At 36.1% G+C, this 26,615-nt stretch carries 27 protein-coding genes; 7 read left to right on the top strand and 20 right to left on the bottom strand.

Annotated elements, in window-relative coordinates; translation table 11 throughout:
* Positions 1-28: 28 nt before the first annotated feature.
* Positions 29-634: a SprT-like domain-containing protein gene (locus GJU43_RS06200; RefSeq protein ID WP_154339919.1), complete on the top strand. Its 606-nt coding sequence runs from the start codon at positions 29-31 to the stop codon at positions 632-634.
* Between the two features lie 123 nt (positions 635-757).
* On the opposite strand, the gene GJU43_RS06195 is transcribed toward GJU43_RS06200, so the two are convergent.
* The 6 genes from GJU43_RS06195 to gcvP form a co-directional block, all read right to left on the bottom strand.
* Positions 758-1,519: an ABC transporter ATP-binding protein gene (locus tag GJU43_RS06195; protein ID WP_154339918.1), complete on the bottom strand. Its 762-nt coding sequence runs from the start codon at positions 1,517-1,519 to the stop codon at positions 758-760.
* Positions 1,519-2,265 carry an ABC transporter permease gene (locus GJU43_RS06190; RefSeq protein ID WP_154339917.1) on the bottom strand — a complete coding sequence of 249 codons (747 nt, stop codon included), beginning with the start codon at positions 2,263-2,265 and terminating at the stop codon, positions 1,519-1,521. Before GJU43_RS06190 ends, GJU43_RS06195 begins: the two co-directional genes overlap by 1 nt.
* Positions 2,266-2,345: 80 nt before the next feature.
* Positions 2,346-3,194, bottom strand: coding sequence for a glycosyltransferase family 2 protein (locus tag GJU43_RS06185; RefSeq protein WP_154339916.1), 849 nt, complete (start codon positions 3,192-3,194; stop codon positions 2,346-2,348).
* Positions 3,195-3,302: 108 nt separating this feature from the next.
* Complete coding sequence (locus GJU43_RS06180) at positions 3,303-3,824, bottom strand: methyltransferase (RefSeq protein WP_154339915.1); 522 nt, start codon at positions 3,822-3,824, stop codon at positions 3,303-3,305.
* 214 nt (positions 3,825-4,038) lie between these two features.
* A complete protein-coding gene (locus GJU43_RS06175; protein ID WP_154339914.1) occupies positions 4,039-5,097 on the bottom strand; it encodes a 3-oxoacyl-ACP synthase III family protein in 1,059 nt (352 codons plus the stop codon).
* A gap of 330 nt (positions 5,098-5,427) precedes the next feature.
* Positions 5,428-8,277, bottom strand: coding sequence for an aminomethyl-transferring glycine dehydrogenase (gene gcvP / locus GJU43_RS06170; RefSeq protein ID WP_154339913.1), 2,850 nt, complete (start codon positions 8,275-8,277; stop codon positions 5,428-5,430).
* A 135-nt stretch (positions 8,278-8,412) separates the two neighbouring features.
* On the opposite strand from gcvP, the gene GJU43_RS06165 reads away from it, so the two are divergent.
* The 3 genes from GJU43_RS06165 (at position 8,413) to GJU43_RS06155 (ending at position 11,052) form a co-directional block, all read left to right on the top strand.
* Positions 8,413-9,219 carry a hypothetical protein gene (locus tag GJU43_RS06165; RefSeq protein ID WP_154339912.1) on the top strand — a complete coding sequence of 269 codons (807 nt, stop codon included), beginning with the start codon at positions 8,413-8,415 and terminating at the stop codon, positions 9,217-9,219.
* Positions 9,220-9,871: 652 nt separating this feature from the next.
* Positions 9,872-10,420 carry an inclusion body family protein gene (locus GJU43_RS06160; RefSeq protein WP_154339911.1) on the top strand — a complete coding sequence of 183 codons (549 nt, stop codon included), beginning with the start codon at positions 9,872-9,874 and terminating at the stop codon, positions 10,418-10,420.
* An 83-nt stretch (positions 10,421-10,503) separates the two neighbouring features.
* Entirely contained in the window at positions 10,504-11,052 is a 549-nt protein-coding gene (locus GJU43_RS06155) for an AidA/PixA family protein (RefSeq protein WP_154339910.1), read from the top strand.
* A 37-nt stretch (positions 11,053-11,089) separates the two neighbouring features.
* Here GJU43_RS06155 and GJU43_RS06150 read toward each other — a convergent pair whose 3' ends face one another.
* The 6 genes from GJU43_RS06150 to GJU43_RS06130 all read right to left on the bottom strand — a co-directional run bounded on the left by GJU43_RS06150 (position 11,090) and on the right by GJU43_RS06130 (position 14,903).
* A complete protein-coding gene (locus tag GJU43_RS06150; protein WP_154339909.1) occupies positions 11,090-11,542 on the bottom strand; it encodes an SRPBCC family protein in 453 nt (150 codons plus the stop codon).
* Positions 11,539-12,447 (bottom strand): TIGR01777 family oxidoreductase, encoded by a 909-nt coding sequence (locus GJU43_RS06145; protein ID WP_154339908.1) that lies wholly within the window; start codon positions 12,445-12,447, stop codon positions 11,539-11,541. Before GJU43_RS06145 ends, GJU43_RS06150 begins: the two co-directional genes overlap by 4 nt.
* 3 nt (positions 12,448-12,450) lie before the next feature.
* Positions 12,451-13,272, bottom strand: a complete 822-nt coding sequence (locus tag GJU43_RS06140; protein WP_154339907.1) for a hypothetical protein — start codon at positions 13,270-13,272, stop codon at positions 12,451-12,453.
* A complete protein-coding gene (locus tag GJU43_RS06135) occupies positions 13,238-13,981 on the bottom strand; it encodes a YqjF family protein (protein WP_154339906.1) in 744 nt (247 codons plus the stop codon). Before GJU43_RS06135 ends, GJU43_RS06140 begins: the two co-directional genes overlap by 35 nt.
* Entirely contained in the window at positions 13,978-14,331 is a 354-nt protein-coding gene (locus GJU43_RS22795; RefSeq protein ID WP_195760024.1) for a hypothetical protein, read from the bottom strand. Before GJU43_RS22795 ends, GJU43_RS06135 begins: the two co-directional genes overlap by 4 nt.
* Positions 14,332-14,399: 68 nt before the next feature.
* Entirely contained in the window at positions 14,400-14,903 is a 504-nt protein-coding gene (locus GJU43_RS06130) for a GbsR/MarR family transcriptional regulator (RefSeq protein WP_154339905.1), read from the bottom strand.
* 290 nt (positions 14,904-15,193) lie between these two features.
* Here GJU43_RS06130 and GJU43_RS06125 point away from each other — a divergent pair, with 290 nt between their 5' ends.
* Both GJU43_RS06125 and GJU43_RS06120 read left to right on the top strand, forming a co-directional pair.
* The gene (locus tag GJU43_RS06125; protein WP_154339904.1) at positions 15,194-15,607 is read left to right on the top strand and encodes a DUF1842 domain-containing protein; all 414 of its coding nucleotides are present in this window, start codon (positions 15,194-15,196) and stop codon (positions 15,605-15,607) included.
* A gap of 82 nt (positions 15,608-15,689) precedes the next feature.
* Positions 15,690-17,498 carry a hypothetical protein gene (locus tag GJU43_RS06120; RefSeq protein ID WP_154339903.1) on the top strand — a complete coding sequence of 603 codons (1,809 nt, stop codon included), beginning with the start codon at positions 15,690-15,692 and terminating at the stop codon, positions 17,496-17,498.
* A gap of 105 nt (positions 17,499-17,603) precedes the next feature.
* Here GJU43_RS06120 and GJU43_RS06115 read toward each other — a convergent pair whose 3' ends face one another.
* From GJU43_RS06115 to GJU43_RS06100, 4 genes are read right to left on the bottom strand one after another with little or no spacing between them, the layout of a single operon-like run.
* The gene (locus tag GJU43_RS06115; protein ID WP_154339902.1) at positions 17,604-18,263 is read right to left on the bottom strand and encodes a vancomycin high temperature exclusion protein; all 660 of its coding nucleotides are present in this window, start codon (positions 18,261-18,263) and stop codon (positions 17,604-17,606) included.
* A gap of 13 nt (positions 18,264-18,276) precedes the next feature.
* Positions 18,277-18,438 (bottom strand): hypothetical protein, encoded by a 162-nt coding sequence (locus GJU43_RS06110; protein ID WP_154339901.1) that lies wholly within the window; start codon positions 18,436-18,438, stop codon positions 18,277-18,279.
* Complete coding sequence (locus GJU43_RS06105) at positions 18,425-19,012, bottom strand: zeta toxin family protein (protein WP_154339900.1); 588 nt, start codon at positions 19,010-19,012, stop codon at positions 18,425-18,427. Before GJU43_RS06105 ends, GJU43_RS06110 begins: the two co-directional genes overlap by 14 nt.
* A gap of 32 nt (positions 19,013-19,044) precedes the next feature.
* Entirely contained in the window at positions 19,045-21,072 is a 2,028-nt protein-coding gene (locus tag GJU43_RS06100) for a M3 family metallopeptidase (protein WP_154339899.1), read from the bottom strand.
* A gap of 231 nt (positions 21,073-21,303) precedes the next feature.
* On the opposite strand from GJU43_RS06100, the gene GJU43_RS06095 reads away from it, so the two are divergent.
* Entirely contained in the window at positions 21,304-21,972 is a 669-nt protein-coding gene (locus tag GJU43_RS06095) for a hypothetical protein (protein WP_154339898.1), read from the top strand.
* Positions 21,973-22,039: 67 nt separating this feature from the next.
* On the opposite strand, the gene purE is transcribed toward GJU43_RS06095, so the two are convergent.
* From purE to GJU43_RS06075, 4 genes are all read right to left on the bottom strand, one after another.
* Positions 22,040-22,522, bottom strand: coding sequence for a 5-(carboxyamino)imidazole ribonucleotide mutase (gene purE, locus GJU43_RS06090; RefSeq protein ID WP_041516353.1), 483 nt, complete (start codon positions 22,520-22,522; stop codon positions 22,040-22,042).
* 121 nt (positions 22,523-22,643) lie between these two features.
* Positions 22,644-23,798 carry a 5-(carboxyamino)imidazole ribonucleotide synthase gene (locus tag GJU43_RS06085; protein ID WP_154339897.1) on the bottom strand — a complete coding sequence of 385 codons (1,155 nt, stop codon included), beginning with the start codon at positions 23,796-23,798 and terminating at the stop codon, positions 22,644-22,646.
* Between the two features lie 138 nt (positions 23,799-23,936).
* Positions 23,937-24,512: a hypothetical protein gene (locus tag GJU43_RS06080; RefSeq protein ID WP_154339896.1), complete on the bottom strand. Its 576-nt coding sequence runs from the start codon at positions 24,510-24,512 to the stop codon at positions 23,937-23,939.
* The gene (locus tag GJU43_RS06075; RefSeq protein ID WP_154339895.1) at positions 24,513-26,606 is read right to left on the bottom strand and encodes a TonB-dependent receptor; all 2,094 of its coding nucleotides are present in this window, start codon (positions 26,604-26,606) and stop codon (positions 24,513-24,515) included.
* Between the last annotated feature and the right edge of the window lie 9 nt (positions 26,607-26,615).

The raw sequence follows: 26,615 nt of genomic DNA, 5'->3' as shown, positions 1-26,615 counted from the left end.
TTTCACAAACAACTTTTAACTTCAAAAATTGAACGAAACTTTAGCAAGATATATACCGGAACATGCTGTAAAGCCTGTTTTTGATTTGATTGTGGCCAATCAGGTTCATCTGAAAATCGTAAATGAACGCCAGACGCGTCATGGCGATTACAGAAGAGGACCCAGTGGCAAACATGAAATCACGGTAAATGCCAGTTTGAATAAATATCGTTTTTTGATTACGCTTATTCATGAAATTTCACATCTGGTAGCGTTTGAAAAGTTTGGAAGAAACATCAAGCCGCACGGGAATGAATGGAAACATACTTTCCAGAGAATGATGGTTCCTTTTATACGTCCGGAGATCTTTCCGGGTGGTTTATTGCCGTTATTAGCGAGACATTTTAAAAATCCATCTGCGAGTAGCGATACCGATACAACATTATCTCTTGCGTTAAAACAATACGATGCGCAAAACGATAAAAACTATGTTTTTGAAATTCCGTACGGAAGTGTTTTCAGAATCAAGAACGGTAAAATATTTAAGAAACTGGCCGTTCGCACCAAACGTTTCGAATGCATCGAATTAAGTTCAGGCAGAACCTACTTGTTTAATCCAAATGCTGAGGTAGAGTTGATTAAAAATTCCAATTAAAACATAAAATTCCAATATTAAAAATTCCAAATTCCAACTGTTTAAATTGGAATTTGGAATTTTTTTATTGGAATTTAAAAGCTTGGAATTTAGAATTTTTTAATATTGGAATTCCAAAATAATTTATCCTTTCAAATACGCTTCACGTACTTTTTTAAACAAATTGGAAGAATATACAAATTTCACAATGTCTTTATTGTCAGTTCTGAAGATTTCCTCTTTGGTTCCCTGCCAGGCTTTTAGTCCTTTTTTCAGGAAAACAATATTTTCTCCGATTTCCATTACCGAGTTCATATCGTGCGTATTGATCACGGTGGTGATATTGTATTCTTCGGTGATTTCCTTAATAAGGTTATCAATCAAAGTAGAGGTGTTTGGATCCAGACCTGAGTTCGGTTCATCACAAAACAAGTATTTTGGGTTGTTTACAATGGCGCGGGCGATGGCTACACGTTTCTGCATACCACCTGAAATTTCAGAAGGTAATTTTTGATGGGCATCTACTAAGTTTACTCTTTCCAGAACAAAATCCACGCGCTCTTTAATTTTGGCCCTGTTGTCGTTAGTGAACATTCTTAAAGGGAAAGCTACATTTTCAGCCACAGTCATCGAATCGAAAAGTGCACTTCCCTGAAAAACCATTCCGATTTCAGTTCTTAGTTCTCTTTTTTCATCTGCATCCAATTCAGAATAAACACGTCCGTCAAACTCAATAGTTCCGGAGTCCGGCGTATGGATTCCTAATAACGTTTTTAATAAAACTGTTTTTCCGGATCCACTCTGTCCAATAATTAAGTTGGTTTTTCCAGTTTCAAAAACTGTCGAAACACCTTTTAAAACCTTACTGTCACCAAATGATTTTTCTATGTTTTTTACTTCAATCATTATCCTAGTAATAGTTGCGTTAATATATAATTGAAAAGAATAATACAAACCGATGTCCATACAAACGATACCGTACTTGCCTTACCCACTTCAAGAGCTCCGCCTTTCATGTAATAGCCATGAAAAGAAGGTATTGTAGCCAATAGCATGGCAAAAATTAAAGTTTTGATAAAAGCATAAGTGATATGAAAAGGAATAAATTCCATCTGCGCTCCCTGAATAAAGTCCTGACTGGTTGAAAACCCTCCGTAAGCACAGGCCAGCCATCCGCCAAAAACACCTAAAAACATACTGATTCCGATTACGAAAGGATACATTAATAAGGCTACTATTTTTGGAAAGATAAGATAGTTTAGGGAATTGACACCCATAACTTCTAAGGCATCAATTTGTTCCGTAACACGCATGGTTCCGATACTGGAAGTAATGTAAGACCCCATTTTTCCTGCCATAATTACAGAAATAAAAGTGGGGGCAAACTCCAGGATTACTGACTGACGTGTGGCAAAACCAATTAAATATTTTGGAATTAACGGATTAGTTAGGTTTAGAGCTGTCTGAATGGCTACAACTCCTCCGATAAAGAAAGAAATGAAACAAACAATTCCGAGGGAGTCAATTATTAAATCGTCTATTTCTTTGAAGATTAGATTTTTCATGACAGGCCATTTGGTCTGTTTGTTGAAAATTTCCTTCAGCATTAAAAAATATCTTCCTATTTGGGATAAATAACGAATGAGCATCATAGTTTTTACAAATATTGGCTAAGGTAAAAAGAAGTTATGAGTTTTGGGTTATGAGTTAAGTATTTTCGGCGGTTTCCGCTTTAAATTAACTTTTCTTTCATTTTCTGAAAACGATAATTTCTAATAAATTTTGCCTGTTCGGGATTCACTAACAGAGGTGTCTTAGCCTTTTTGGCTTTCCAGAATCCGCTGATATAATCAAAAAAGAGAAATGGTTTTTTCTTCATCATCGCCAGCTTTGCTGAGGCAATTGCTGTAATCCAAAAACCGTATCCAAGTGTATAAAAGGCCTCTCCCTGTTTGTAACGGGCTGTTTTATTGTAATTTGCCCCCGTTGGTTTAAGGTGTTTTACATGTAAAGAAGAATCTGTAACTACTTTCCAGTCGTAATATTTACAAAGTAATTCGTCTACCGTGTCCCATCCCATAGCAGGTTTCAAACCTCCAATTTGTTGAAAAGTGGCTGCACGATAGGCTTTTAGCGCACCGCGAATATGATCCTTATCAGTCAGGTTTTCTAAAATCCACTCGCCATTCTTTTCGATATAACAAAAACCTCCCACCATTCCAACTTTCGGATCGGATTGAAAATGTCTGATTATAGTCTCGAAATAGTTCGAAGGAAAAATTAAATCGCCATCTATTTTTACAATAATGTCGTAGTTAGAATCAAGCGTTTCAAATCCTTTCTGAAAAGCCTGAATTACTTTACTTCCCGGCATGTGAATCGCGTCTGACGTTTTGTTTACAACAGAAATAAAAGGATTTTCTTTGGCAAACCCCAGTACAATTTCTTCTGTTTTATCTGTGGAATTGTCATTTACAACAACAATTTTTGCTGGTAAAACCGTTTGGGAAACCAAAGATTGTAAGGTCAGGCCAATTAAATCCTGCTCGTTATGCGCGGGAATGACAATATAGTACTTCATAGATTAAATTCCAGTTTTTTAAATTCCAATTTTCTAAAATTCCAAATTCCAATTCAAACCGTTAATTGGTAAAAATTGGAATTTGGAATTTATTTTTTGGAATTTGAATTATACTTTTTCAGCGTAAACAATATAGTATCTATTTGTAAAACTTCTCAAAAGCGGACGAAGACCAAACTTTTTTACAGGATTGGTCCATTTTTGTCTGTCGATAATTTTCCAGCCGGTTTTTTCTAAAAGCCAGTCCAGCTGCCAGTCTTCAAATTCGTGATAATGCCTGTCCCACATGTCTGTTTTACTGCGGTATGCCGGAGAAAACCACAAACGCATCGGAATTGAAATTAAAAGCTTGTCAGATTGGATTTCGTTTAGAATCGTAAACGGATTTAATAGGTGTTCGAAGATTTCAAAAGCTGTTACGACAGCTGTTTTTTCGGTTTTAAAAACATCCTGGTTTAAATCTAAATCTTCTCCGGTCGTGTTTTTTACAGAATAACCGGCTTCTTTCATGATTTTAGAAAACGGATTTTCGACTCCCAAATCCAGAATAGACTCTGAGGTATTAATATGTTTTTGTAAAAATTCTAAAGTAAGTTTGAATCTTTTATTCGGAAACGTTTTTTCGTACATAGTCATTGCGAGGAACGAAGCAATCTCTCGTTCTTGATTTATAATTAGATCGCAAATATACTAAAAAGTCCGCATTTTAAAATGCGGACTTTTTAGTAGTTTTCAGTCACAGTTTTCAGTCACAGTTTTCAGTCACAGTTTTCAGTCACAGTTTTCAGTCACAGTTTTTCGGTCTGCTTAGACTGTGACTGAACTGCGACTGAGAACTTTCCCTTTAGTATCGGTATACAAAGGCATTTACATTCATTCCGGCTCCAACAGAAGCAAAAATAACAACGTCACCCTTGTTGATTTCGTGATTTTCCAATTTACCCTGTATCAACAGATCAAAAAGCGTAGGTACGGTAGCGACACTGCTGTTTCCTAAATCGTGAATGCTCATCGGCATAATGTTTTCAGGAGGGGTTTTGTCGTATAATTTATAAAAACGGGCCACAATTGCTTCATCCATTTTTTCATTGGCCTGGTGAATCAGGATTTTCTTTACCTCTTCAATTCCGATACCGCTTTTGTCAAGACATTCTTTCATGGCACATGGCACCTGACTCAGAGCAAACTCGTAAATTTTACGGCCATACATTTTAATATATTTAATATCCGGATCTAAATCTGTATTGTATGATTTGCCAAAATATAAAAAATTAGCTTCTTCGTTAGCGAAAGTAGCGCTTTCATACGATAATAATCCTGCTTCATCATCAGAGGCTTCTAGTACCGAAGCACCTGCACCATCCGAATAAATCATCGAATCACGGTCGTGATCATCAACAACTCTCGAAAGGGTTTCTGCTCCTATTACCAAAACTCTCTTTGCCATTCCGGATTTGATAAAAGCATTAGCCTGAAGGACACCTTCAATCCATCCCGGACATCCGAAAAGAATATCGTAAGCTACACATTTAGGGTTTTTAATATCCAGTTTATTTTTGACACGCGTTGCTAAACTCGGAAGAATATCGGTTTGATGTGTTCCGGATTTTACATCGCCAAAATTATGAGCGAAAATAATGTAATCTAAAGTTTCACGATCGATTTTAGCATTTTCAATTGCTCTTTCAGCAGCAAAATAGGCTAAATCGGAGGAAGTATGGTGATCTTCGGCATAACGGCGATTTTCGATTCCGGTAATACCTTTGAATTTTTTAATTACAACTTCGTTAGGGTAAGCAAAAGCAGTTCCGTCTTCATTCAAAAAAACATGATCACCAAAATCCGTATTGCTTACTTCTTTATTTGGAATATAACTTCCTATGCCTATTATTTTTATTTTCATTATTCCTCGATTATCCGGTAAATTTATTGCTAAATTATAAATAAAATAATGATAACTGTCATAAAAAATACTATGCATGCATATAATTATGGAATATTAATTTTTTTATGGATATATTGTTTATTTTTTAATGAATTTTGAGTTTAACCGAGATTTCAAACGTTTGAAATGAAAGTAGCGGAGAAAGTTTTTTTGTTTCAGCTTTGAAGTTTAAGGTTTTGGCGAGGATTGAAAAAGGTTTAGGTTTTCTGCTAACGTACAATCTGAAACAAAAAATAAACCCGACAGATTTAAGGCCTGTCGGGTTTGTATAACAAGAAAACTGATTTCTTAGTTTTCCATATAAGCTTCAATAGGAGCACAGCTGCAGATTAAGTTTCTGTCACCATAAGCATCATCTACACGACGAACTGATGGCCAGAATTTATTTTCAGCAATATACTCTAATGGGTAAGCTGCTTTTTCTCTGGTATAAGGGAAATCCCAGGCATCTGTAGTTAACATAGCCAATGTGTGAGGTGCATTTTTCAATACATTGTTTTTATCATCGGCTGTTGAAGCTTCGATCTCTTTTCTAATGGAGATAAGAGCATCACAAAAACGATCTAATTCTGCCAGATCTTCAGATTCAGTAGGCTCAATCATTAAAGTTCCTGCAACAGGGAAAGAAACCGTAGGAGCGTGGAAACCGTAATCCATCAAACGTTTAGCGATATCACCAACTTCAATTCCGTTTTCTTTAAATGCGCGACAATCTAAAATCATTTCGTGAGCAGCTCTTCCGCATTCTCCTGTATAAAGAATTGGGTAGTGCCCTTCGAAACGCGATTTCATGTAGTTAGCATTCAAAATAGCATGCTCTGTAGCGCTTTTTAATCCTTCGGCACCCATCATGGTGATGTAACCGTAAGAAATTAAACATACTAAAGCTGATCCGTAAGGTGCAGATGAAATAGCTGTAATAGCTTGTTCGCCGCCAACTTTTAAGATTGGGTTTGTCGGTAAAAAAGGAACCAGTTTTTCGTTTACACAGATTGGGCCAACTCCAGGTCCGCCACCACCGTGAGGAATAGCGAATGTTTTGTGTAAGTTTAAGTGACAAACATCAGCGCCAATGGTAGCAGGATTTGTTAATCCAACTTGCGCGTTCATATTAGCACCATCCATATAGACTAATCCTCCATTATCGTGGATTAATTTCGTGATTTCAATTATTGAAGATTCGAAAACTCCGTGAGTAGAAGGATAAGTTACCATTAAACAAGATAAATCATCTTTATGTTCAATCGCTTTTTCTCTCAAATCTTCTACATCAATATTTCCTTCCGGAGTAGTTTTAGTAACAATGATTTTCATTCCGGCCATCGCTGCAGAAGCAGGATTAGTTCCGTGAGCAGATGAAGGAATTAAACATACATTACGGTGCCCTTCGTTTCTTGATAAATGGTAAGCACGAATCGCCATTAAACCTGCATATTCTCCCTGAGCTCCCGAATTAGGTTGCAATGTTGTACCGGCAAATCCTGTAATTACATTTAATTGCTCTTCTAATTTTTTAAGCATCGTGATGTAACCTTCGGCTTGCTCAACTGGTGCAAACGGGTGAATGCTATTCCAGTTTGGCATTGATAAAGGCAGCATTTCTGAAGCTGCGTTTAATTTCATCGTACAAGAACCTAATGAAATCATCGAATGATTCAACGATAAATCTTTACGCTCTAATTTTTTAATGTAACGCATTATCTGACTTTCAGAATGATGATTGTTGAATACATCATGCGTTAAGAAAGGTGATGTTCTTTCTAATGAAGCCGGTAATTGACTTGCAGTCGCTAATTCAGAAACGGTAAAAGTTTCTTTTCCTAAAGCTTCAGCAAAAATGGCAATAATTTGGTTGATGTCGGTAATTGAAGTGGTCTCGTTTAACGAAATCGAAATTGTATCGGCATCAGCATAGAAGAAGTTTACTTCATTTTTCTCCGCAATAGCTTTAACTTTCTGGGCATCTGCTTTTACCAAAATAGTATCAAAGTAAGCCGTGTTGGTTTGATAAACGCCTAGTTTATTTAGAGCTTCAGCAGTCGTAACCGCTGATGCGTGAACTTTGTTTGCAATGTATTTTAAGCCTTTTGGTCCGTGGTAAACCGCATACATTCCGGCCATAACCGCTAATAAAACCTGAGCGGTACAAATATTTGAAGTTGCTTTTTCACGTTTAATGTGCTGCTCACGAGTTCCTAACGCCATACGTAAAGCACGATTTCCGTTTACATCGATAGAAACTCCGATGATACGACCCGGCATGGATCTTTTATACTCATCTTTAGTTGCAAAAAAAGCAGCGTGAGGACCACCGTAACCCATTGGTACACCAAAACGCTGTGAAGTTCCAACAACTACAGCAGCTCCCATTTCTCCCGGAGAAGTTAAAGCCGCTAATGATAAAATATCAGCAGCAAAGGCAACTTTGATTTCGTTTTCTTTTGCTTTGGCAACAAAAGCATTGTAATCATTTACCTGGCCATATTTTCCGGGATATTGTAAAATAGCTCCGTAAAAATCATTTGAAAAATCAAAAGTTTCGTGGTTTCCAACAACTAATTCAATTCCAATCGGAGTTGAACGGGTTTGTAGTACAGATAAAGTCTGAGGCAAAATTTCTTCTGAAACGAAGAATTTATTTATGTTGTTTTTCTTTTGGTCACGTGTACGAACATCAAATAACAAAGCCATAGCTTCGGCAGCAGCAGTTCCTTCATCAAGTAAAGAAGCGTTTGCAATTTCCATTCCGGTTAATTCAATAACAGTAGTCTGAAAATTTAAAATAGCTTCAAGACGACCCTGAGCAATTTCTGCCTGATAAGGCGTATAAGCAGTATACCATCCTGGATTTTCGAAGATATTTCTTTGAATTGGAGCCGGAACGATAGTTGGATGATAACCCAAACCAATATACGATTTGAATACTTTGTTTTTCTTTCCTAATTCCTGAATATGATTTGCGAATTCGTATTCCGTCATCGCCGGATCTAAGTTTAAAGGTGCTTTTAAACGAATGTCATCTGGAAGGGTTTCGTAAACAAGTTGTTCGATCGATTCAACTCCAATGGTTTGTAACATGTGTTGAAGATCTGTTTCTCTTGGACCAATGTGTCTTAAAGCAAAAGCATCTGTTTTCATATAGTTGTAAAAGTGTTGTTTTTTTGTCGCGCAAAATTAAGTATTATTAATAATTTAATAGGTATTTTTAACTTCAATTTTTATGAAATTTATAACTAAAGAGTTGATTTGTTACCAATTGATTAGATTTGAGCTATGAAACTTCTGAAACAGGTATTGGATTTTTATTTAAACAGCAGTATTCACGTGGCTTTATCGTGTTATGCTTTGGTTCGGATAACGTTTCATGTGTTTCATATTCAATATGATGAACCGATGGCTTTGTTCGTTTTCTTCGGAACAATTGTGGGGTATAATTTTGTTAAATACGATGCTTTGGTCCGGGTGAAAAAAAAACCGATAGGAAATCAGCTGAAAATTATTGCTCTTTTAAGTCTTATTTCCCTGGTTTTGGTCGGGTACTATTTTTTTCATTTAAAGCGAATCACACAAATGGTTTCGGTTATAATTTTGGCTATAACAGCACTCTATACATTGCCGTTTTTTCCAAATCGAAAAAATGCCAGAAACTGGGCCGGAGTAAAAATTTATATTGTAGCCCTTTGCTGGGTGGGAGCGACTTTGGTATTGCCTTATATAAATGCTGAAATTCCGTTTACAGGTAATTTTTTTATAAAATGTATACAGCGTTTTGTGTTGGTTTTTGTACTGATTCTGGTTTTTGAAATTTTAGACCTGGCTAATGACGACCCGCATTTAAAAACAGTTCCGCAGACCATTGGAGTAAAAAGAACAAAAATCCTGGGATTTTCCCTCCTGATTCCATTTTGGGTTTTAGGAATACTGACGTTTACGTTTCACGATCTGATCATCAATCTGATTATGGTGGTCACATTGATGCTGTTTATTCTGTTTGCCAATTCAAACCGCTCTAAATACTACACCTCTTTCTGGGTAGAGAGCGTACCGATTTTTTGGTGGCTGATGATTGGGTTTCTTTAGAATAAAAGAATTAGAGCCCCGGGATTTCTAAATACTTTATTTTGGGCGTGTTTCGCCGCGGAGAATCGGGCTATTACTTCTATTCCTCACATAAAAACTAAAACGAGAAAATTCATTTTCAAAAGAGAATGGAGAATACATTTTTGACACGCCTTGTTAAAACTGGAGGCGAGTTAGTTTAATTATTAAAATTCTGCTAAATCTGCAAGAGAAGCTCCTTGGTTTCTTTTTGAAAAAGATTATCTAAATGGTCTGTCTTTTTACTGTTTTTCTTTCACTTTCTAATCAAAAAAGCACTGTTTGCTGTTTTTGTGGTATTCCTTTCTTTTTTTAAATCGATTGATTTTAAAAATAGGTTTGTGTTTCCTTTTTCCTTCCTCATAACAAAAAATCTTCGTCTTATAGCATTTTTCTTATATTTTTTTAAAGACTGATATAATTTTGAATCAGAAATAAAAAGCTAGCTATATTTATTTTATTTGATTTTCAAGTGTTTAAGTTTTTTTTGAGAACTATTTCTTGAAATTTTTATTAAAACAGCAAAATGAGACGTGGAGCAGAACCCACTCAAAAAAACGAACTGTTTCGCACAGTAAAAAGCGAAGGCTAATCCTGAAAAGCCTTATGAGTAGGGAAACAAACAAATTTTATCATGAGCCAAAGTTTAGCAGCCTCATCGGCACAAATCGATATTCTTGTTGTAATAGATACAGAATATATCAAGAAAAATTTTTCTAAGAATACAGATCCAAATAATCCTCTTGGAATAAACCATAGTAGTCAGTATATGATAGGGTACAGTCCAAGAGGGATTGTTTCCGGTCAGGGTACAGCAGATTTAAGTTTTAGAGCAAATGTCGGAGATTATGTTTCTTTCAGAGGAACATCAATTCAGCAAAACTCTGATGATGCTGTAATTCTTTACGGAATTAAATACTGGAGCGGGGACAAAGTATTTAATACTTTCACAACAGATATCGTGACAAGAAACAGAGCTGTACAGCCGAATCCGGATCAGCCTAATGGTATTCCTCCGGTGGCAACAGTACAAAACTTCACCAGCTATGATTCTAAAATAGCCAAAGGCGGAACAGAGAATTTTTACGTATACATTGCTGTTTATACGCTTGCCAGTGATGGACAAACACAGGAATTATACGGATACTACTACTGGGATCCGCAAGTTGTTGTTCCGGTTTAATTTTCATAAACCCAAATAATCTTTTTAGAAAACACGAGCAATTTTTTTTTGTTCGTGTTTTCTTAATCTAAAAAACAATTAAAATGGACACATCTTCCCCAATTATTCAGAAAACGGCTTATAGCATTTTGATTGTTATCGATACAGTTGCGATCAAAAGTAACTATCCTATTGCTGCTAGTGATGCAGACAAACCGGTCAAAATAGATCCGGTGAACTGGTTTGCAATTTATCGGGAAAAGGAACGAAAGTCTATAAATGCGCTTCATGCCGTTTTTGTTAATTCTAAAAGAAATGACAAAATCACCATTGCCGGAATTTCTATTGATGGGGATTCGTCGGACGCAATTATTCTGAATGAAATTAAAAATTACAATTCAATAAAAAAGAATAGTGTTTCATTTGAGCCCGTTTGTTTATCCCGAAAAACGATTTCAAAAGATCCAAATAGTGATGATGACTGGTCTGTAATTGATAGTGAGCAGAATTTTATATGGTTTGAGTCATTGATTTCTCATCCTGTTAAAATCAAAGTTAAAATACATTTCTCGCTGTATTACTTAAATTCAGATGGCAATCAACAGGATTTATATGGTCGTTTTTGGTTTCCTCTGGAAATTATGGTTTATTAGAAAATTTAAAATTTCTTCCAAACACGAATTCCCGAATTTAATCAAATTCCGAAACCTCTTTCAGAATTTTATTTCGTTCTAAAAGAAAATGGGTCAGGTGTTTTTTGAGGAATAAAATATCAAATAATTTTCCGAATATTCCATAGGGTGTTTCATATTGTAAATGGTCTTTCATGATGGTAATGCCGTTTTTTTCTTCAAAAAAATGCTGATGCCGGAATGATTTAAATTTCCCTTCTTCCATTTCATCCCTAAAATAATCATACAATTCCATTTTGGTGATTCTGCTTTTATGAGTTAAGTAAAAACCGAAATGTTTTCCGCGCCAGGTAACAGTTTCATTGTACTTGATTAACCCCGAGGTTATGCCTGCAATCGCTTTCTCATTGGAAGTAGCGGCCGATTTTTGATGTAAACCGATATCTCTGGCCGTATCAAAAGTGATTTTTTTGGATGCGTTTACCTGGGTAACTAAATGAATTGTGGTCATGAGAGGAGATCTTTTAAAGTTTTATCTAAAGTGTCAAATTCAAATTGAAAGCCATTTTCCTGCAGTCGTTTCGGAATCACATTTCTGCTTTTCAGGACCAGTTCAGGTTCTGTTCGGATTAAGGCGGATCCAAATTTCAATACAGTTTCACTGACCGGAATTCCGAATGATGTTCCGACTGTTTTTCGTAACAATAACATGAATTTTTTGTTTTCAATTGGTTTTGGAGATACGATATTGACGACACCTGTTATTTCTTTTTCTATTATAAAAGCAGCGGCTCGGGCAAAATCGGCTTCGTGAATCCAGCTTATCAACTGATTTCCTTTTCCCTGTTTTCCTCCAAAACCCATTTTGGCCAAAGTTTTTAGCGGAATTAACGCACCGCCCTTTTTTCCTAAAACTATTGAAGTTCGCAAGGCCGTTTTTAAGGTCTTTGGAGTTTCGGTTTTGAAAAATGATTTTTCCCAGGACTGAGCTACATTCATAGAGAAATCATTTCCTATTTCGCCGGTAACCTCATCCATTTCCTTATCTAAAGAAAAACGGTAAATGGTAGAAGTGGATGAATTTAACCAGTGTTTAGGCGGATTGGCGCATTGTAAGACCGCTTTATTCAAAACCTTCGTACTTTCGATTCGGGATAATAAGATTTCTTTTTTGTTTTCTTTGGTATAGCGGCAATCCACAGATTTTCCGGCAAGATTTATTAAAACGGTTGCGTTTTCCAATTCAGTTTCCCAGCCGGAAAATGTTTTAGCGTTCCAGTTTACATATTTTATTCCGTCAACTTCTTTTGATTGTCCTCTGGTCAAAATAACGATTTCTTCAAATTTGTTTTTAAAATGTTTGAGCAGACTTTGACCTAAAAAACCGGTTCCGGCTGCAATGATAAGTTTATTCATGATCTACAAATTCAGGATTAATAGTAAAATAATAACCCGGTAAGCCACCCAGGTGAAACACAAATATTTGGGCAATTGCAGTATTTTAATTCTTCTGAAATGTTCCATAAACATAATAAAAGCCGTAACAGCAAACCAAATTAAAGTTATATTTTCCGGAATAGTTACTACCGCCTGCAGAATAAGCACGGGAAGCAGTACTAATGAACCCAGCAAAGAAACAGTCATGAGGTTTCCGGCATAATTCAGAATCGTTTTTTTGTCATATTTCAACATAAAAAGACTCTGAAAAGCGAGTTGGCCTAAAGCAATCAGTACTTCTCTGGTACTTCCGGCTTGTGGCAAAACCGGGAGTAAAGCAGCATAATGATACAATACTATTGAGGTAATTGCAGTTGCAAAACCAATAAATAAAAGGCGGTATTTGTAGTTGAAATCAGGGATACACTGCAATTTTATGTCTTTATTGATTTTACCCGGAATGATAACTTTTCGATTATAAGAAACAAAGGAATACAGTTTTTTCAAAAAGAACTTAATGGGTTTCAGGTTCCCTGTTTTTTCAATTAGGGGAAAAGAAAAGCCAATTACTTTGAGCAGGCTGTCAATGCCGTACAGCACGGTTTTGTTTTGATTGTCAATTAAGGCAATTTCGTTTGAGGCACGGTTTACATCTACAAAAGCCTGCTCGTTTTCGCTCAATTCGCAATAAGATTTACGGCCGTTTTCGTCTAGCATTTTGGCTTTTATAAAACCTGTCGTGTACACCTGGCACAACGGGCAGTCTTCATCATAAAGTAATGTTTGGTTTTGCAGCGTTTTCATAACGTATGGTTTTTTTATTTTCGACTTTTATCTTTGATCCTCTGGCTAAGAAAACAGAAAGAGGTTTTGTGTTTTGTAAAATGGCAAAATCGTCTCCGTAATTTCTTTTAAAATCAACTTTAAGCATGAAGTTTTCTACCTGTAATTGTTCCCATCTCGGATGTTTTACTTCATATTCAAAAGTGGTAGTGGCGTTGTGTTTGGTGTAACCAAAATAATGTTCTGTAATAAACTCAGCTTCAGAGCCGATTTCAATAGCTTTTAATTCTTTTTGGGTCTCCAGCTTAATTGTGTTCCATTTTTTGTCGACCTGCCATTGATAAATAAACGTTTTTGTTGTTTCATTTTCTATAAATTTATGTCTCATTTTCTGAGTTTCATAATTTTCCTGATAGAGATTATTTGCAATAAAAGTGATCGCTTTTTTAGGTACAATTTCTTTTATAAAAACAACTCCACGTTTCCATTCCCCATTTTCAAAATGCTTTACATAAAATCTAAGATTCACTTCTTCAAAATCAATATGAAATGGAATTTTAATTCCCAGTACTTTGGTTTCTTTAAACAGGAAGCCAATTAAACTCACATAACATTTGCCATTCCATAAATCTATTTCAGTTCCGGCCGGAAGATATTTTTCTAAGATTTTAGCATCTACTTCATAATTAAAAAGTGCTAAGTTTTTCCATTGTGCTTTTAAGAAGTTCATTTGGTTGCTTTTTTATAAGTTATAATTGTGAAATAAATTGCGAGGACAGGTGGAATTATAATTAATAGATAATCTAGAAAGATGTCATACGGGAGGTTTAGTATAATATTTATAATCAAAATGCTAAAAAATAAGATCACTCCTCTTATATACATTTTTAGATTTTTATCATTCGGTTCGTCAATAAGCATTGTTATTCCAAAAACGATTTGAAATAAGCCAGTTAGTACTGTAAAAAGCAAGCCATAGCCGATTAACTCTCCATTACTTTGTTTACTTACAAATCCTAATGTGATTAGCAAAATCGGAAATCCGACAAAAAAATAATTTAAATAGTTAATAGCTTTCATAATTATTGATTGTTTTAAACTTTCAGAAAAAAATGAAAGTTTTGGTTAAATTTTTTTTGATTTAAATTTTACTTCATGATTTTCAAAACCAGACGGCCTAACCAGTTCTCTTTAAACTCAGTCATTTTGTCTAACATATTATCTGCTTTCAGAACAAAGTCATACAGTTTATTGGTTTGATCCACAAAGTGTTTTTCTTCAGCTGAATTTTTTGCTTCAATAGAAGAGACTTCTTTAAGGATTTTAAGTGCCGGTTTAATTTCTCTTTTACTTCTTTCCCTGGCAATTTTGACAGCCAGTTCATCCAGATCTTTCTCAGCAGTAAAAAACTCTCTTCTTTCTCCTGCTTTGTACTCTTTGTAGACAATTCCCCAATCCATTAGGGCGCGTAGGTTCATGCTGGCATTTCCGCGGGAAATCTGTAATTCTTCCATAATGTTTTCCATGGAAACGGGTTCGTTCGAAACCATCAGTAAAGCATGAATCTGTGCCATGGTTTTATTAATGCCCCATTGGGAACCTAATGCTCCCCAGGTCTGTACGAATTTATTTTTTGCTTCTTTGAATTCCATAGATCAAATGTAGGTAAAAGTTTTTAAACTTTCAAAAATAAATGAAAGTTTGTTTTAAGAAAATTGACGCCCTGTTTTTTTAAGAATAATCTTGTGTGCAAATTCCGGTCAAATAAATTTTAATTTTTAAAAAGGCGCAGATTTATGCTGAATCTGTCTTTTTTAATATAAAGGGTGCCATGACATCTTTTTCCTCTTTCATGACTAATAATTCCTCTTTCATGACATTTTTTCACTTACACATGTATCTCTGATATAGTTTTGAGTAAGTAAATTTAAACTAGAGAACGATGGAAATTTTATTAAGAGATGATTATTTTATAAAAGGCACAATCGGAAATCTCAGAATACCTGGTGCCCCTGTAGCTTCATTTGCTCTGGAAGTTTTACCATTAAAAAATTTCGTAAAAGGAACCGTTGTTATTACGCAGGCTGTCAACATGCTGGAAAGTGATATCGTTGTTCAGGTAAAAGGCAAAATTCATACTACCGGATTCGGACAGTTCACACAAGTAGTGAGTTTAGAGGGGCAATATACTCAGTCTTTCTCCCCCTTGGAAAAACGTTCTTTCCTGGCGGATTTCGTTGCCCATTTTGCTATCGATAACGGCTGGAATGGAATTGGAGGCTTTTCATGCTATAATTACCAAATCGAAAATGAACCCGTTGAGCCGTCAGAATGCTTTAAGGAGGAATTGGTATAGAATAAAACTTCATATTAATTTCGGCAGCAGTCGTTTTCAGAAATAGATTGACCAAAAACAACCATATCAAACTATAAATAAAATGAAAAAAACAACCAACAAAATTATTACCGTATCATTTATGATAATAATAATCCTATTTTTAGGATGCAAAAAAAAGGGCCTGCTGGCTTCTGGTGATTCCGAATATTTGCCACAGGATGTCAAGAAAAGCTGTACTGTGTCTGATTCAGAATTTAAGTCCTGGTTTGCTTCAGGTTCTATAACTGAAAACGGATTAGTGACACCTGCTAATAGTGTCTTATTTCCGCATAACAACAATTGCGATTTCTATAAATGGTCGGAACAAATGTTTTTGTGGGTAACATCTCCTGCTTCCGGAGCCTATGATGGAAAAGGAACGGTTTTAGAATCTTCGATATTTTATAATGTTTCTCCTCCTGATTCCTTAAATAAGCGTACACTGACGCAGCACAAACCAAATCAGGTGCTGCGTGCAGTAAGTAATATTAATCAAAGCGGACCTAACAGACTTCCTATTTTAATTGATAAAACCGGGAAAATGTTTGAGATTGAAGCTGAAAAAAGTGGCGAAAAAGTTAAGGATGAATCAAATAAATTGATTCAGGTAGAGCGTATCGTGGCTAATGCTTCAGGGCTGCATTCCTTTATTGACGCAAAAGGAAAAGTGATTAAAAATCCAAAACCGGTTATTGACAGTAAAATTAAGCCTTCTGAGGTGGTTCAGGAATTTAAAGTAGGGAAGAAATCTATCTTTCTTGATGCTACCGGAAAAGAAGTGCAATCAGAACAGGGGCAGGCAGGTTCCCACGGCGCCTTAATGGGTGAAAATAAATCATTAGTATATTACATCACAATGGTTAATGATGTTTATGCTTATTTTTTAACCGGAGTGAATGAGGGCAAATTAAACGGAAATCAGTTTCCAACAACGGCAGCTGCAAGAGACAGTATCCTTGCCTATGCTAAAGCAAAAGGATGGGCCGCACCTCCGGATCCGGATGCTCTGGCAATGGAATTAAAAACATCATGGGTAGAAGTGAAAGATTTACCAAATGCGGAAACTTACGTAACGATCAAAGCGGTAATCCCTACTTACGATAAATCCAATCCAAACGCATGGGTAGAAAACGGAGAGACCACAACAACATTAGCCTTAGTTGGAATGCATGTTGTAGGCAGTGTCGCCGGACATCCTGAAATGATCTGGGCAACATTCGAGCACGAGAAAAATTCACCAAACGATGCTTACACGTACAGAGATGTAAATGATAAAATAAAACAGGTAAAAGCCGATACGGGTAAAGGATGGCTTTTTAATGCCAATGCCAATGATACAACGGGGCCTCAGAATATCCAGAATATGACCGTTGGTCACGATTCAATTTTGATTAAAGATCCATCTGTTAATAGTCCGACTGCAAGAAGAATTATGGCGTGGGGAGTTGCTTCCAATACCGTTCCTAACGGAGAGGATAAAACACCAGCGGATTCCAACAGTGAGATCATCTCCATAAACAATGCCGTTCGCAGCATGCTGGTTGGGAAAGATGTGAGAAAAAATTATTTATTAATAGGAGCAACCTGGACTTTTGGCGGTGCAGCACCAAACGGGAATGTGTATCCGTACGGAGCTGTTAATGATTCGATTCCGGCCGGCGATGCAATTGGTACAGGACAGCTGTCTAACAGTACTATGGAAACGTATGTGCAGCCTTCGTCAACCGCTTCGACAGACAGTACAGCAGTCTCTTGTTTTTCTTGTCACAATCAGAATAATGGTCTAAAACCGGGCGATTTAAGCCATGTTTTTGATGAACTTCTGCCATTGACTTCAAATAATAATAAGAAAGTTAAGAAAAAAAGTTAATTATAATTCTTGTTGGTTAAAAAAAGCCAGTACTTCTGTACTGGCTTTTAATTTTTTAAAGAACCCCTGTGTCGTAATAAACAGGTTTTATAACTACGGTTATTTTTATCTTTTGTCGTCTTTTGAATAATTGGATTCCCCATTGATATTAATCGGATGGCCTAAAAAATGCGGTTCACGATTTCTTAAAACATCAAAAAAGGATTTATAGATGGAAAGATATTCTCTGAACGTAACATATTTGTAACCGCTGTATTCTCCTTTGTTTGCAGAAAATCCAACCGATTTTATATCAACACTCTTCCCGATATAGATTGCCCGGTTTAAGTGGTATTCCTGCGATATTAAAGTTGCCTTCCTGATTTTAAAAATATGCTTTGCCCTGTACATTGTTGAGTAGGTATCGAAACCCGCATAATCAATAAATATTTGAGTAGTATCAACACCATTTTTGTAACAGTAATTTTTCATCACGGTCAATTCATCATATTCATCGCGGCCATTATCACCCGAAAGCAAAATTTTATTGATTCTTTTGGCTTTGTATAACAGGATTCCGGCATCAAGTCTGTCTTTTAAATATTTGCTGGGCTGATCTCCGTTAATTCCGGCACCAAAAATAATTCCGACATCGTTTTTGGGGAATCTTTTAATCGAATAATAAATTTGCTTTTTGGTCGAAGATTTTACATACCAATTCACAGCAATAATCGAAATCAATCCAGTAATGGAAAGATAAATAAAGATTTTAAGGTATTTTTTCAAAATATGTTTATGTTTAATCTTTAATGTCTACCGCATTTATAGTCTGAATTTTTCCATCAGCATAAACAACAATTTTTCCATTGATTTTCTTTTTGTTTTCAATCATTTTTTTTGAAGAAACCTTTAGGCCTTCAACTATTTTATTTTGTAATTCTTTGATTTTATCTTTTGTCATGTTGTATTTTTTTTACTTCATTAAATAAATCCTCATTAATAATAACTGATTCCTCGCTAATTTCTTTTTCTAAAATAAGAACAGGCGATTTATTAGAATTATCAAAAAGCATCACATTATCGCATGCATTTAAATAAATTTTGAAAAAGTTTTTAATCCCTCTTACATACCTTCTTTCAATAACATCTTCGGGAATGCTATGGCCGCCTTCGCTTACCCGGATTATTACCCTCTGTTTTGCAAGCTCGATAGAATTTAACCAAAAGAAGACCAATGTTACAAAATAGCCCTGGCTTTGAGCTTTTTTTACAATTGAAATGTAACTTTTAGCGGAAAGAGTTGTCTCAAATGCAAAGTCGGCTTCTTTTTGTAATAATTCATCAATACGATGAAGCATTATTCTACCAGCTTCAAAACTAACTTTTTCAGGCTGAAAAGGAGATAATCCTTTTGCAATTTCATCAGCATTTACAAACTCTTTACAGTCCAGAATTTCAGGCAGGATTGTATATGAAGCAGTTGTTTTTCCCGCTCCATTACAACCAGCAATTATATATAGATTTTTATCTTTCAATCGTTTTTAATATTAACAAAGGTATCGAATAATTACAGCAATCCTGCTCTTTTCAACAAAGCTTCCGGTTTTGGCTCCTGACCCCTGAAACGTTTGTATAAAACCATCGGATGTTCTGTCCCTCCTTTTGAAAGGACATTTTCTTTGAATTTTGTCGCTACTTCTGTATTGAAAATTCCTTTTTCCTGAAAATATTCAAAAGCATCAGCGTCTAAAACCTCAGCCCATTTATAACTGTAATATCCGGAAGAATAACCTCCCTGGAAAATATGAGAAAAAGCAGTACTCATAGCATTCTCTTTTACATCGGGATACAATTGCGTATTGGCAAATTGTTGCGTTTCGAAAGATTTAAGATCAGTAATATTTGTCGGATCCTGTCCGTGCCACGCCATGTCCAGTAATCCAAAACTTAGCTGACGTAAAGTGGCGAGTCCTTCCTGGAAACTGGCACTTTCTTTAATTTTCTGAACATATTCAATCGGAATGATTTCTCCGGTTTCATAGTGATTGGCAAACAAAGCCAAAGCTTCCGGCTCGTAACACCAGTTTTCCATAATCTGACTTGGCAATTCTACAAAATCCCAGAAAACCGAAGTTCCGGATAAACTTGGATAGGTGGTGTTGGCTAACATTCCATGCAAACCGTGACCGAATTCGTGTAATAAGGTCGTTACTTCATTAAAAGTCAATAAGGAAGGTTTGGTTTCTGTTGGTTTGGTGAAATTACAAACGTTCGAAATATGCGGTCTTTCGTTTACACCGTCTTTTATGGATTGTGATTTGAATGAAGTCATCCAGGCCCCGTTTCGTTTTCCTTTTCTTGGAAAGAAATCCGCGTAGAAAATCGAAACTAGATTGTGATCAGCATCGGTTACTTCATAAGTGGTTACTTCTTCATGGTATTTATCAATGTCAAAAACCTCTGTGAAGGTTAAGCCGTATAGTTTTTTGGCAACAGTAAAAGCACCGTTCAATACTTTTTCCAACTGAAAATAAGGTTTCAGTTTTTCATCATCTAAATTAAAAAGCTGTTGTTTTAATTTCTCGGAATAATAAGCACCATCCCATTTTTCCAATTGTTCAATTCCGTCCAGTTCTTTGGCGAAAGCCGTTAATTGGGCAAATTCCTTCTGAGCTGCAGGTTTTGCTTTTGCGAGCAAATCATTCAGGAAAGTAAAAACTTTCTCCGGACTTTCGGCCATTCTTTCTTCCAGGACAAAATGAGCATGGGTTTTATACCCTAGCAAATTAGCTCTTTCAAAACGTAATTTGGCAATTTTCAACACATTTTCCTGATTGTCAAATTCGTTATTTTGAAATCCTCTCGCTCCAAAAGCAATCGCCATTTTTTTACGCAATTCGCGATTATCGGCATACGTCAGAAACGGAAGATAACTCGGATGATCCAAAGTGAAAATCCAGCCTTCTTTTTCCTGGTTTTTAGCCAGTAATCGTGCTGCTTCAATAGTTCCTTCAGGTAAACCGGCTAAATCTTTTTCATCTGTTAAATGCAATTCGAAAGCATTTGTTTCTGCCAGAATATTTTCTTCGAATTGTAATTTTAATTTAGACAATTCCTTGTCGATTTCGCGTAATTTTTCTTTTTTATCTTCCGGTAAATTAGCTCCGTTTCTGGAAAAGCTTTTGTACTTTTTATCTAAAAGTGTCGTTTGCTCCGGATTTAAATTCAGCTGCTCTTTTTGATCATAAACTGTTTTTATTTTTGCAAATAAAGCGGCGTTTAACGTAATGTCATTTCCAAATTCCGATAATAAAGGAGAAACTTCCTGTGCGATTTTCTGCATTTCGTCATTCGTTTCCGCTGAATTCAAATTGAAGAAAACACTGGAAAGACGGTCCAGAATATCCCCGGAGAAATCCATTGCTACAACCGTGTTTTCAAAAGTCGGTGCTTCCGGATTGTTAACGATAGCATCAATTTCGGCTTTGGCCAAAGCAATTCCTTCCTGAAAAGCGAGAATATAATCTTCGATTTTAATTTGTGAAAAAGGTGCTGTATTATGTTTGGTGTTGAAGTATTGTGTTAAGATGTTCATTATGCTGTACTTATTTTTATGAATTGAAGTCTGTTTTTTTGAATGCCAAAGGTAGCAATTTATAAAAATCCACCGACCTAAACAAGATTGATTCTCGGTATTAAAGCAAAAGTAAATTGTGTTATAGATATGTTATTTATTGCTGAGGCAGGTTTAAAAAGCTTAAATTGTGAAAAAAGGATTTGGCCTTATAAAATGCTGATCATACTAATTGTAAAAAATAAATAAAGGATGAATTATAAAATAGTAATAAAACGTATTGATACTGTTAACGAAGTGGAAGGCTACTGGTCAGATGAAGATTTTGTCCGGTTATTAGAAAAATTCAATTATCCGGATGGCGCCACAGCCGAGAAAAGTAGTTTGCCGGAATTGCTAGAAATGGCTATATCAGATTACGAACCCAATGAAGCTGCCGAAATAGTCTTAAAATATAAATTTGCTGACCGATTGGGTGATGGCCAAATTGAACAAATATCGCACAACATGTTAATTGATAAGGTATGCGAGGAATATCCCGAAATAGACATGCAGGGAACTTTATTTCATATCGATCAATTACTTTTTAAAGCTTATAATGGAAAATTTCCAAATGCAAAAGCATCTGTTGTTCATTTTTCAATGACACCAACTGATGGCGAAAAACAAAAGTTGACTGCTGAAAACGTGTTGAAATTATTGAATAACGGTTTGTCTGACAGAAATCTTATCAAAAGATTGTTTGAAAATCAAATCTCTCAAAATATTCCGTTTCCTGAAGCTGAAGCTATTATTTGGGAATTGACAACCGAAGATGATATCAATTACAATTTGGTTACTTCAGAAAACTGGATAAATAAAGAAGATATAAAGGAATATGAATTTGAATCTGTTCTGGAAGATATTGAGGAGGAAGCGTAGTTTTTTAGTTTTCAGTCGCAGTTTTCAGTCACAGTTTATACTGAAAACTGCGACTGAAAACTAAAAATTATTTCAAACCTTCTGCAGCTTTATTTACCGCAGCTTTCAGTTCTTCTTTGTATGCAATAATCGTATCCAAAACTTTCTTATCATGGCTTCCGATGATTTGTGCTGCTAATATTCCGGCATTTTTGGCACCGTTTAAAGCTACAGTAGCAACCGGAACGCCGCCCGGCATTTGCAGAATCGATAAAACGGAATCCCACCCATCAATAGAATTGCTTGATTTTACCGGAACTCCAATTACAGGAAGTGGTGACATCGAAGCAACCATTCCCGGTAAATGTGCCGCACCACCGGCTCCGGCAATAATAACCGAAATACCACGCGTATGGGCGTTTTTACTAAAATCGAATAGTTTTTCAGGTGTTCTGTGTGCCGAAACGATATCAACTTCTGTTTCGATATTAAATTGTTTTAGTATGTCTATAGCATCCTGCATGACTGGCATGTCTGAAATGCTTCCCATTATAATGGCTACTTTGCTCATGTGTTTTTTTGTTGTTTTTTGTTTCAGGTTTCAGGTTTCAAGTTTCAGGTTTTGGACTGCGACTGAAAACTGTGACTGTTATTTTTTGTTTCAGGTTGTGGACTGCGACTGAAAACTGCGACTATAAACTAATCACCTTAATAGTATTCTTCACATCCTCGGCAATTCGTCGTGCCTCGTTCATATTTTCATTTACTATGGTAACATGGCCCATTTTTCTGAAAGGGCGGGTTTGTTTTTTACCGTAAATATGTGGCGTAACACCATTCCATCCTAAAATAGTTTCAATGTTTTCGTAAACAACATCTCCGGAAAAACCTTCGGCACCCACTAAATTGACCATAACTCCGGCCACTTTACTGTCGGTATTTCCTAACGGAAGATCTAAAATCGCTCTTAAATGATTTTCGAATTGTGAAGTATAACTGGCTTCAATGGAATAGTGACCTGAATTGTGCGGACGCGGAGCTACTTCGTTTACCAAAATTTCGTCGTCGCTGGTTTGAAACATTTCCACTGCCAAAAGACCAACATGATTGAATTTTTCAGAAACATTCAAAGCAATTGCACGGGCTTTTTCGGCTACTTTTTCGTCAATACGTGCAGGACAAATTACATATTCTACCTGATTGGCTTCCGGATGGAATTCCATCTCGACAACCGGATAGGTTTTTATTTCTCCGGATGGATTTCTGCAGACGATTACAGCAAGTTCGTTTTTAAACGGAACCATGGTTTCTGCAATGCATTCTACATTAGGAAGATGATCCATGTCAGAAATCTGGCGAATCACTTTTACGCCATTTCCGTCGTAACCAAATTCAGTACATTTCCATACAAATGGAATCGTCATTTCATTTTTCCCCACAGATTGCTGTAAGTCCTGAGGATTGTTAAATCGTAAATAGGCAGCTGTTGGAATATTATTTTTAGTGTAAAAATCTTTTTGAACGCCTTTGTTTTGAATTCCTTTTAAGGTTTTTGGAGAAGGATACACTTTCACGCCTTCATTTTCTAATTGCGTCAAAGCTTCCAGATTAACCAGTTCAATTTCGAAAGTTATAACATCAACCTGTTTCCCGAAATTGTAAACGGTTTCATAATCCATCAAATCACCTTTGAAGAATTTATTACAGGCAATTTTGCTCGGCGCTTCGTCACTCGGATCTAAAACATACGTCTGGATGTCAAACTTTCTGGTATCAGATAATAGCATTTTGCCTAATTGTCCGCCACCTAAAATTCCTAATTTAAAATCAGAAGAAAAATAATTCATTGTTGTTGTGTTTTTGCAAAGATACTTTTTAATCTTTTTTTTGCCACGAATTTCACGAATTTCACGAATTTTTTCAGATTCTGATTTTCAGAACAGGATCATTAGTGCCATCTGTGTTGAATTTAAAGGAGGTAATAGTTATTTTATTTTCTTCAAAACTTCCTTTGCAACGGCTTTGTATGCTGCCGAATGATCTGCATAGTCCTTGTTCAGAATGATTTGCAGCTCCGGGTGAATCCAGTCGTAATGATTTCCCAATACATATAAAGTTCTTATAGAATACGCTTTGGTAGCCACCTTGGTATCATTTATTAGCCAGTCAAAAGAAGTTTCTATGCAATCCTGAAGATTTTCTTCAGAGAGTAAAACGCTGTTTTCGGTTTTCCTATAATGCGACTTTATTAAAAGCTGGACCACTTTTGCAATCGGACGTATCGCACTTTCGTCTTTTAATATTTTCAAATTAGAACAGAAGAAATCAAGATGAGGCTGCAGCCAATTCAGTTCTTCATACGATACAAACTCTAAAATCCAGCATGCCTTATGATGGTTTTTGTGTGAAGGAGAAAAAGAAACCGCAACTAATTCCTCAAAAAAAAGTTTGTTTTCCAGGACCTCCTGCGCCACCTTAAGACGGTTTTCCCGGTAAGCATTAACATAGTCGAGTTTTAACTGGAGGTCAGAAGACATTTTATTTGGTTTTGTATGCAACATCTAAAATAAGTAATTTAATGAGATTGTTCCATAATAATTTACTGGAAGTCCGGGATAATAATATCTTGGCGTTGCATTTCCGACTGCGACAGCATTGGGTAAAATCAATGACGCATATTTTTCGTTGGTAAGATTATTGATTCCGGCAGCAAAACTGGTCGTCAGGGAAGGCAAAATTTCAAACCCATAACCAGCTTTAATGTTGACAATGTTGTAGGCATCTGAATACGCGGTGTTCGCATCATTTAATGGAATTTCATCTACAAACTGATAATCGGCAGAAAAATAAACGCCTAAGCTGGTATTAAAAATCAATCCGGCATTTACTTTATTCGCGGCAACTCCGGTTAATTTGTTTCCTGAAAAATCATTTCCGTTGTCTACGTATTCTTTAAATTCATACTTGCCCAAAGAACCCGAAAAATAGGAACTCATGGTCCAGAACGAATTAATAGGCCAATTGTGTTTGAAGGTCATTTCAATGCCTTCATGAAATGTTTTTCCGGCATTTATGCCTACATACTGATCATCTCCAACCCGTTTTGCGACCAGCAGATCTTTTATTTCCATTCGGTAAACAGCAAATTCGGTATAGAGTTTTTTATTGAAAAAATAAAATTTACCACCTGCTTCAAAATTATAGCCGCTCTCCGGCTTGATATCAGGGTTAATAGTTCCGTTGCTGGTAAGTGTTTCTTCTGTAGCCGGTAGTGAAAATCCGCGGCTTGCTGAAAAATACAAGGTTCTTTCCTGACTGATTTTAAATAGCAAAGACAATTGAGGCGAAAGAATACCGTCGTAACTGTATTCCTGATTCGAATTGAGATTGTAGTCTTCTAATTCAAAAGCAGTTTTATTGTAATTTAGTCCGGCCTGGATTTCAAACTGTTTGGAAAGTAAAGTTCTCATTTGCGAAAAGATATTGTAAAAATGCCTTTTCTGACCATTTTCGGTAAGCTGATTTCCCTGTAAACTTCCCTGACCATTGTTCTGCTGATATAAATTCTCGAACGTATTGCCTTTGTAATGATCCGAGAAATATTCAATTCCGGTTATAAACTGGTTCTCGGTTTCCTTAATTTTAAAACTTCCTGAAAATTGGGTTCTGGCACCGGCTGCAAAAGTATATTGACGCAGAATATCAAAAGGCCTTGGTTCGTTACTGTCTTTGTAATTGATAAAAACCGAAGTCGAATTAGTTATATTTTCATTGAGTTTAAAATCATATGCCAATCCGCCCAAAGTTGATTTGTATTCTTTGTATCCTTTTGAGGCGACCCAGGTTGGGGCGCCGGATTGCGGATTGTTTTCAAACATCGTTTTGTTAATCGAACTTGGAATGAAAGATTTCAGATATGTATAATTGGAGAAATAAGTCAGTTTGCTGTTTTCCTTCTTGAACAATTCACCGGCCAAAGTAATTCCTTCCCGGTTATAAGCACTGTTAGCTCTCCAGCCATCGGTTTGCAGTTTGTGATAACTGAGATTTAAACTGCCTTGTTTTTCGTTTAGACTGTAATTCAGCGTATTTTTTAATAAACCGTAAGAGCCAAAAACGGTGCTGATCCCTGCGTTTTGTCCTTGTGTTTTTGAAAGTTGAGGTGAAAGTAAAATCGCGCCGCCTAATCCCGCACCGTAAACACTGGAAAGAGGGCCTTTGATAATTTCAACCTGACTGATGTTTTGAAGATCAATATCATCAATCACGGTTTCACTGTTTCCGGAAGTAAGCGGAATGCTGCCATAAAAAGCCCTGATTTTATTGGTGCCGTAAGGTGTTCGCGCACCAATTCCCCGAATCGAAATCCGGGTGGTGGTAAAATTTGCAGATTGCATAAAAACACCCGGAATTGTATTGATTACGGTGCTGATATCGGTGGCATTATTTTGCAATAAATCTTTTTTGGATAAAATACCGATAGAAGCCGGAGCATTTTGTAAGTCCGTGTTAATATAAAACGGACTGATTACCACTTCTTTCAGTTTTTGGGTCTGAAGAGAATCAATAGTGTTGCTTTCCTTATTTTGTGCATTGATCGTTTGGAAAAAAAGCAATGCAAAAAAATAAAGAAAGCAGTATTTTTTTAAGATCATAAAAAGGAG

The organism is Flavobacterium sp. LC2016-23 (genome assembly GCF_009674775.1).
GTDB lineage: Bacteria > Bacteroidota > Bacteroidia > Flavobacteriales > Flavobacteriaceae > Flavobacterium.
Note: the sequence above shows the minus strand (reverse complement) of the source record. Positions and strands in the feature narration are given on the sequence as shown.

What these genes read in the sequence shown, in the direction of transcription:
- GJU43_RS06195 (WP_154339918.1), bottom strand. Translation starts at nt 1,519, where the DNA reads ATGATTGAAGTAAAAAACATAGAAAAATCATTTGGTGACAGTAAGGTT.
- GJU43_RS06190 (WP_154339917.1), bottom strand. Translation starts at nt 2,265, where the DNA reads ATGATGCTCATTCGTTATTTATCCCAAATAGGAAGATATTTTTTAATG.
- GJU43_RS06185 (WP_154339916.1), bottom strand. Translation starts at nt 3,194, where the DNA reads ATGAAGTACTATATTGTCATTCCCGCGCATAACGAGCAGGATTTAATT.
- GJU43_RS06180 (WP_154339915.1), bottom strand. Translation starts at nt 3,824, where the DNA reads ATGTACGAAAAAACGTTTCCGAATAAAAGATTCAAACTTACTTTAGAA.
- GJU43_RS06175 (WP_154339914.1), bottom strand. Translation starts at nt 5,097, where the DNA reads ATGAAAATAAAAATAATAGGCATAGGAAGTTATATTCCAAATAAAGAA.
- gcvP (WP_154339913.1), bottom strand. Translation starts at nt 8,277, where the DNA reads ATGAAAACAGATGCTTTTGCTTTAAGACACATTGGTCCAAGAGAAACA.
- GJU43_RS06165 (WP_154339912.1), top strand. Translation starts at nt 8,413, where the DNA reads ATGAAACTTCTGAAACAGGTATTGGATTTTTATTTAAACAGCAGTATT.
- GJU43_RS06160 (WP_154339911.1), top strand. Translation starts at nt 9,872, where the DNA reads ATGAGCCAAAGTTTAGCAGCCTCATCGGCACAAATCGATATTCTTGTT.
- GJU43_RS06155 (WP_154339910.1), top strand. Translation starts at nt 10,504, where the DNA reads ATGGACACATCTTCCCCAATTATTCAGAAAACGGCTTATAGCATTTTG.
- GJU43_RS06150 (WP_154339909.1), bottom strand. Translation starts at nt 11,542, where the DNA reads ATGACCACAATTCATTTAGTTACCCAGGTAAACGCATCCAAAAAAATC.
- GJU43_RS06145 (WP_154339908.1), bottom strand. Translation starts at nt 12,447, where the DNA reads ATGAATAAACTTATCATTGCAGCCGGAACCGGTTTTTTAGGTCAAAGT.
- GJU43_RS06140 (WP_154339907.1), bottom strand. Translation starts at nt 13,272, where the DNA reads ATGAAAACGCTGCAAAACCAAACATTACTTTATGATGAAGACTGCCCG.
- GJU43_RS06135 (WP_154339906.1), bottom strand. Translation starts at nt 13,981, where the DNA reads ATGAACTTCTTAAAAGCACAATGGAAAAACTTAGCACTTTTTAATTAT.
- GJU43_RS22795 (WP_195760024.1), bottom strand. Translation starts at nt 14,331, where the DNA reads ATGAAAGCTATTAACTATTTAAATTATTTTTTTGTCGGATTTCCGATT.
- GJU43_RS06130 (WP_154339905.1), bottom strand. Translation starts at nt 14,903, where the DNA reads ATGGAATTCAAAGAAGCAAAAAATAAATTCGTACAGACCTGGGGAGCA.
- GJU43_RS06125 (WP_154339904.1), top strand. Translation starts at nt 15,194, where the DNA reads ATGGAAATTTTATTAAGAGATGATTATTTTATAAAAGGCACAATCGGA.
- GJU43_RS06120 (WP_154339903.1), top strand. Translation starts at nt 15,690, where the DNA reads ATGAAAAAAACAACCAACAAAATTATTACCGTATCATTTATGATAATA.
- GJU43_RS06110 (WP_154339901.1), bottom strand. Translation starts at nt 18,438, where the DNA reads ATGACAAAAGATAAAATCAAAGAATTACAAAATAAAATAGTTGAAGGC.
- GJU43_RS06100 (WP_154339899.1), bottom strand. Translation starts at nt 21,072, where the DNA reads ATGAACATCTTAACACAATACTTCAACACCAAACATAATACAGCACCT.
- GJU43_RS06095 (WP_154339898.1), top strand. Translation starts at nt 21,304, where the DNA reads ATGAATTATAAAATAGTAATAAAACGTATTGATACTGTTAACGAAGTG.
- purE (WP_041516353.1), bottom strand. Translation starts at nt 22,522, where the DNA reads ATGAGCAAAGTAGCCATTATAATGGGAAGCATTTCAGACATGCCAGTC.
- GJU43_RS06085 (WP_154339897.1), bottom strand. Translation starts at nt 23,798, where the DNA reads ATGAATTATTTTTCTTCTGATTTTAAATTAGGAATTTTAGGTGGCGGA.
- GJU43_RS06080 (WP_154339896.1), bottom strand. Translation starts at nt 24,512, where the DNA reads ATGTTGCATACAAAACCAAATAAAATGTCTTCTGACCTCCAGTTAAAA.
- GJU43_RS06075 (WP_154339895.1), bottom strand. Translation starts at nt 26,606, where the DNA reads ATGATCTTAAAAAAATACTGCTTTCTTTATTTTTTTGCATTGCTTTTT.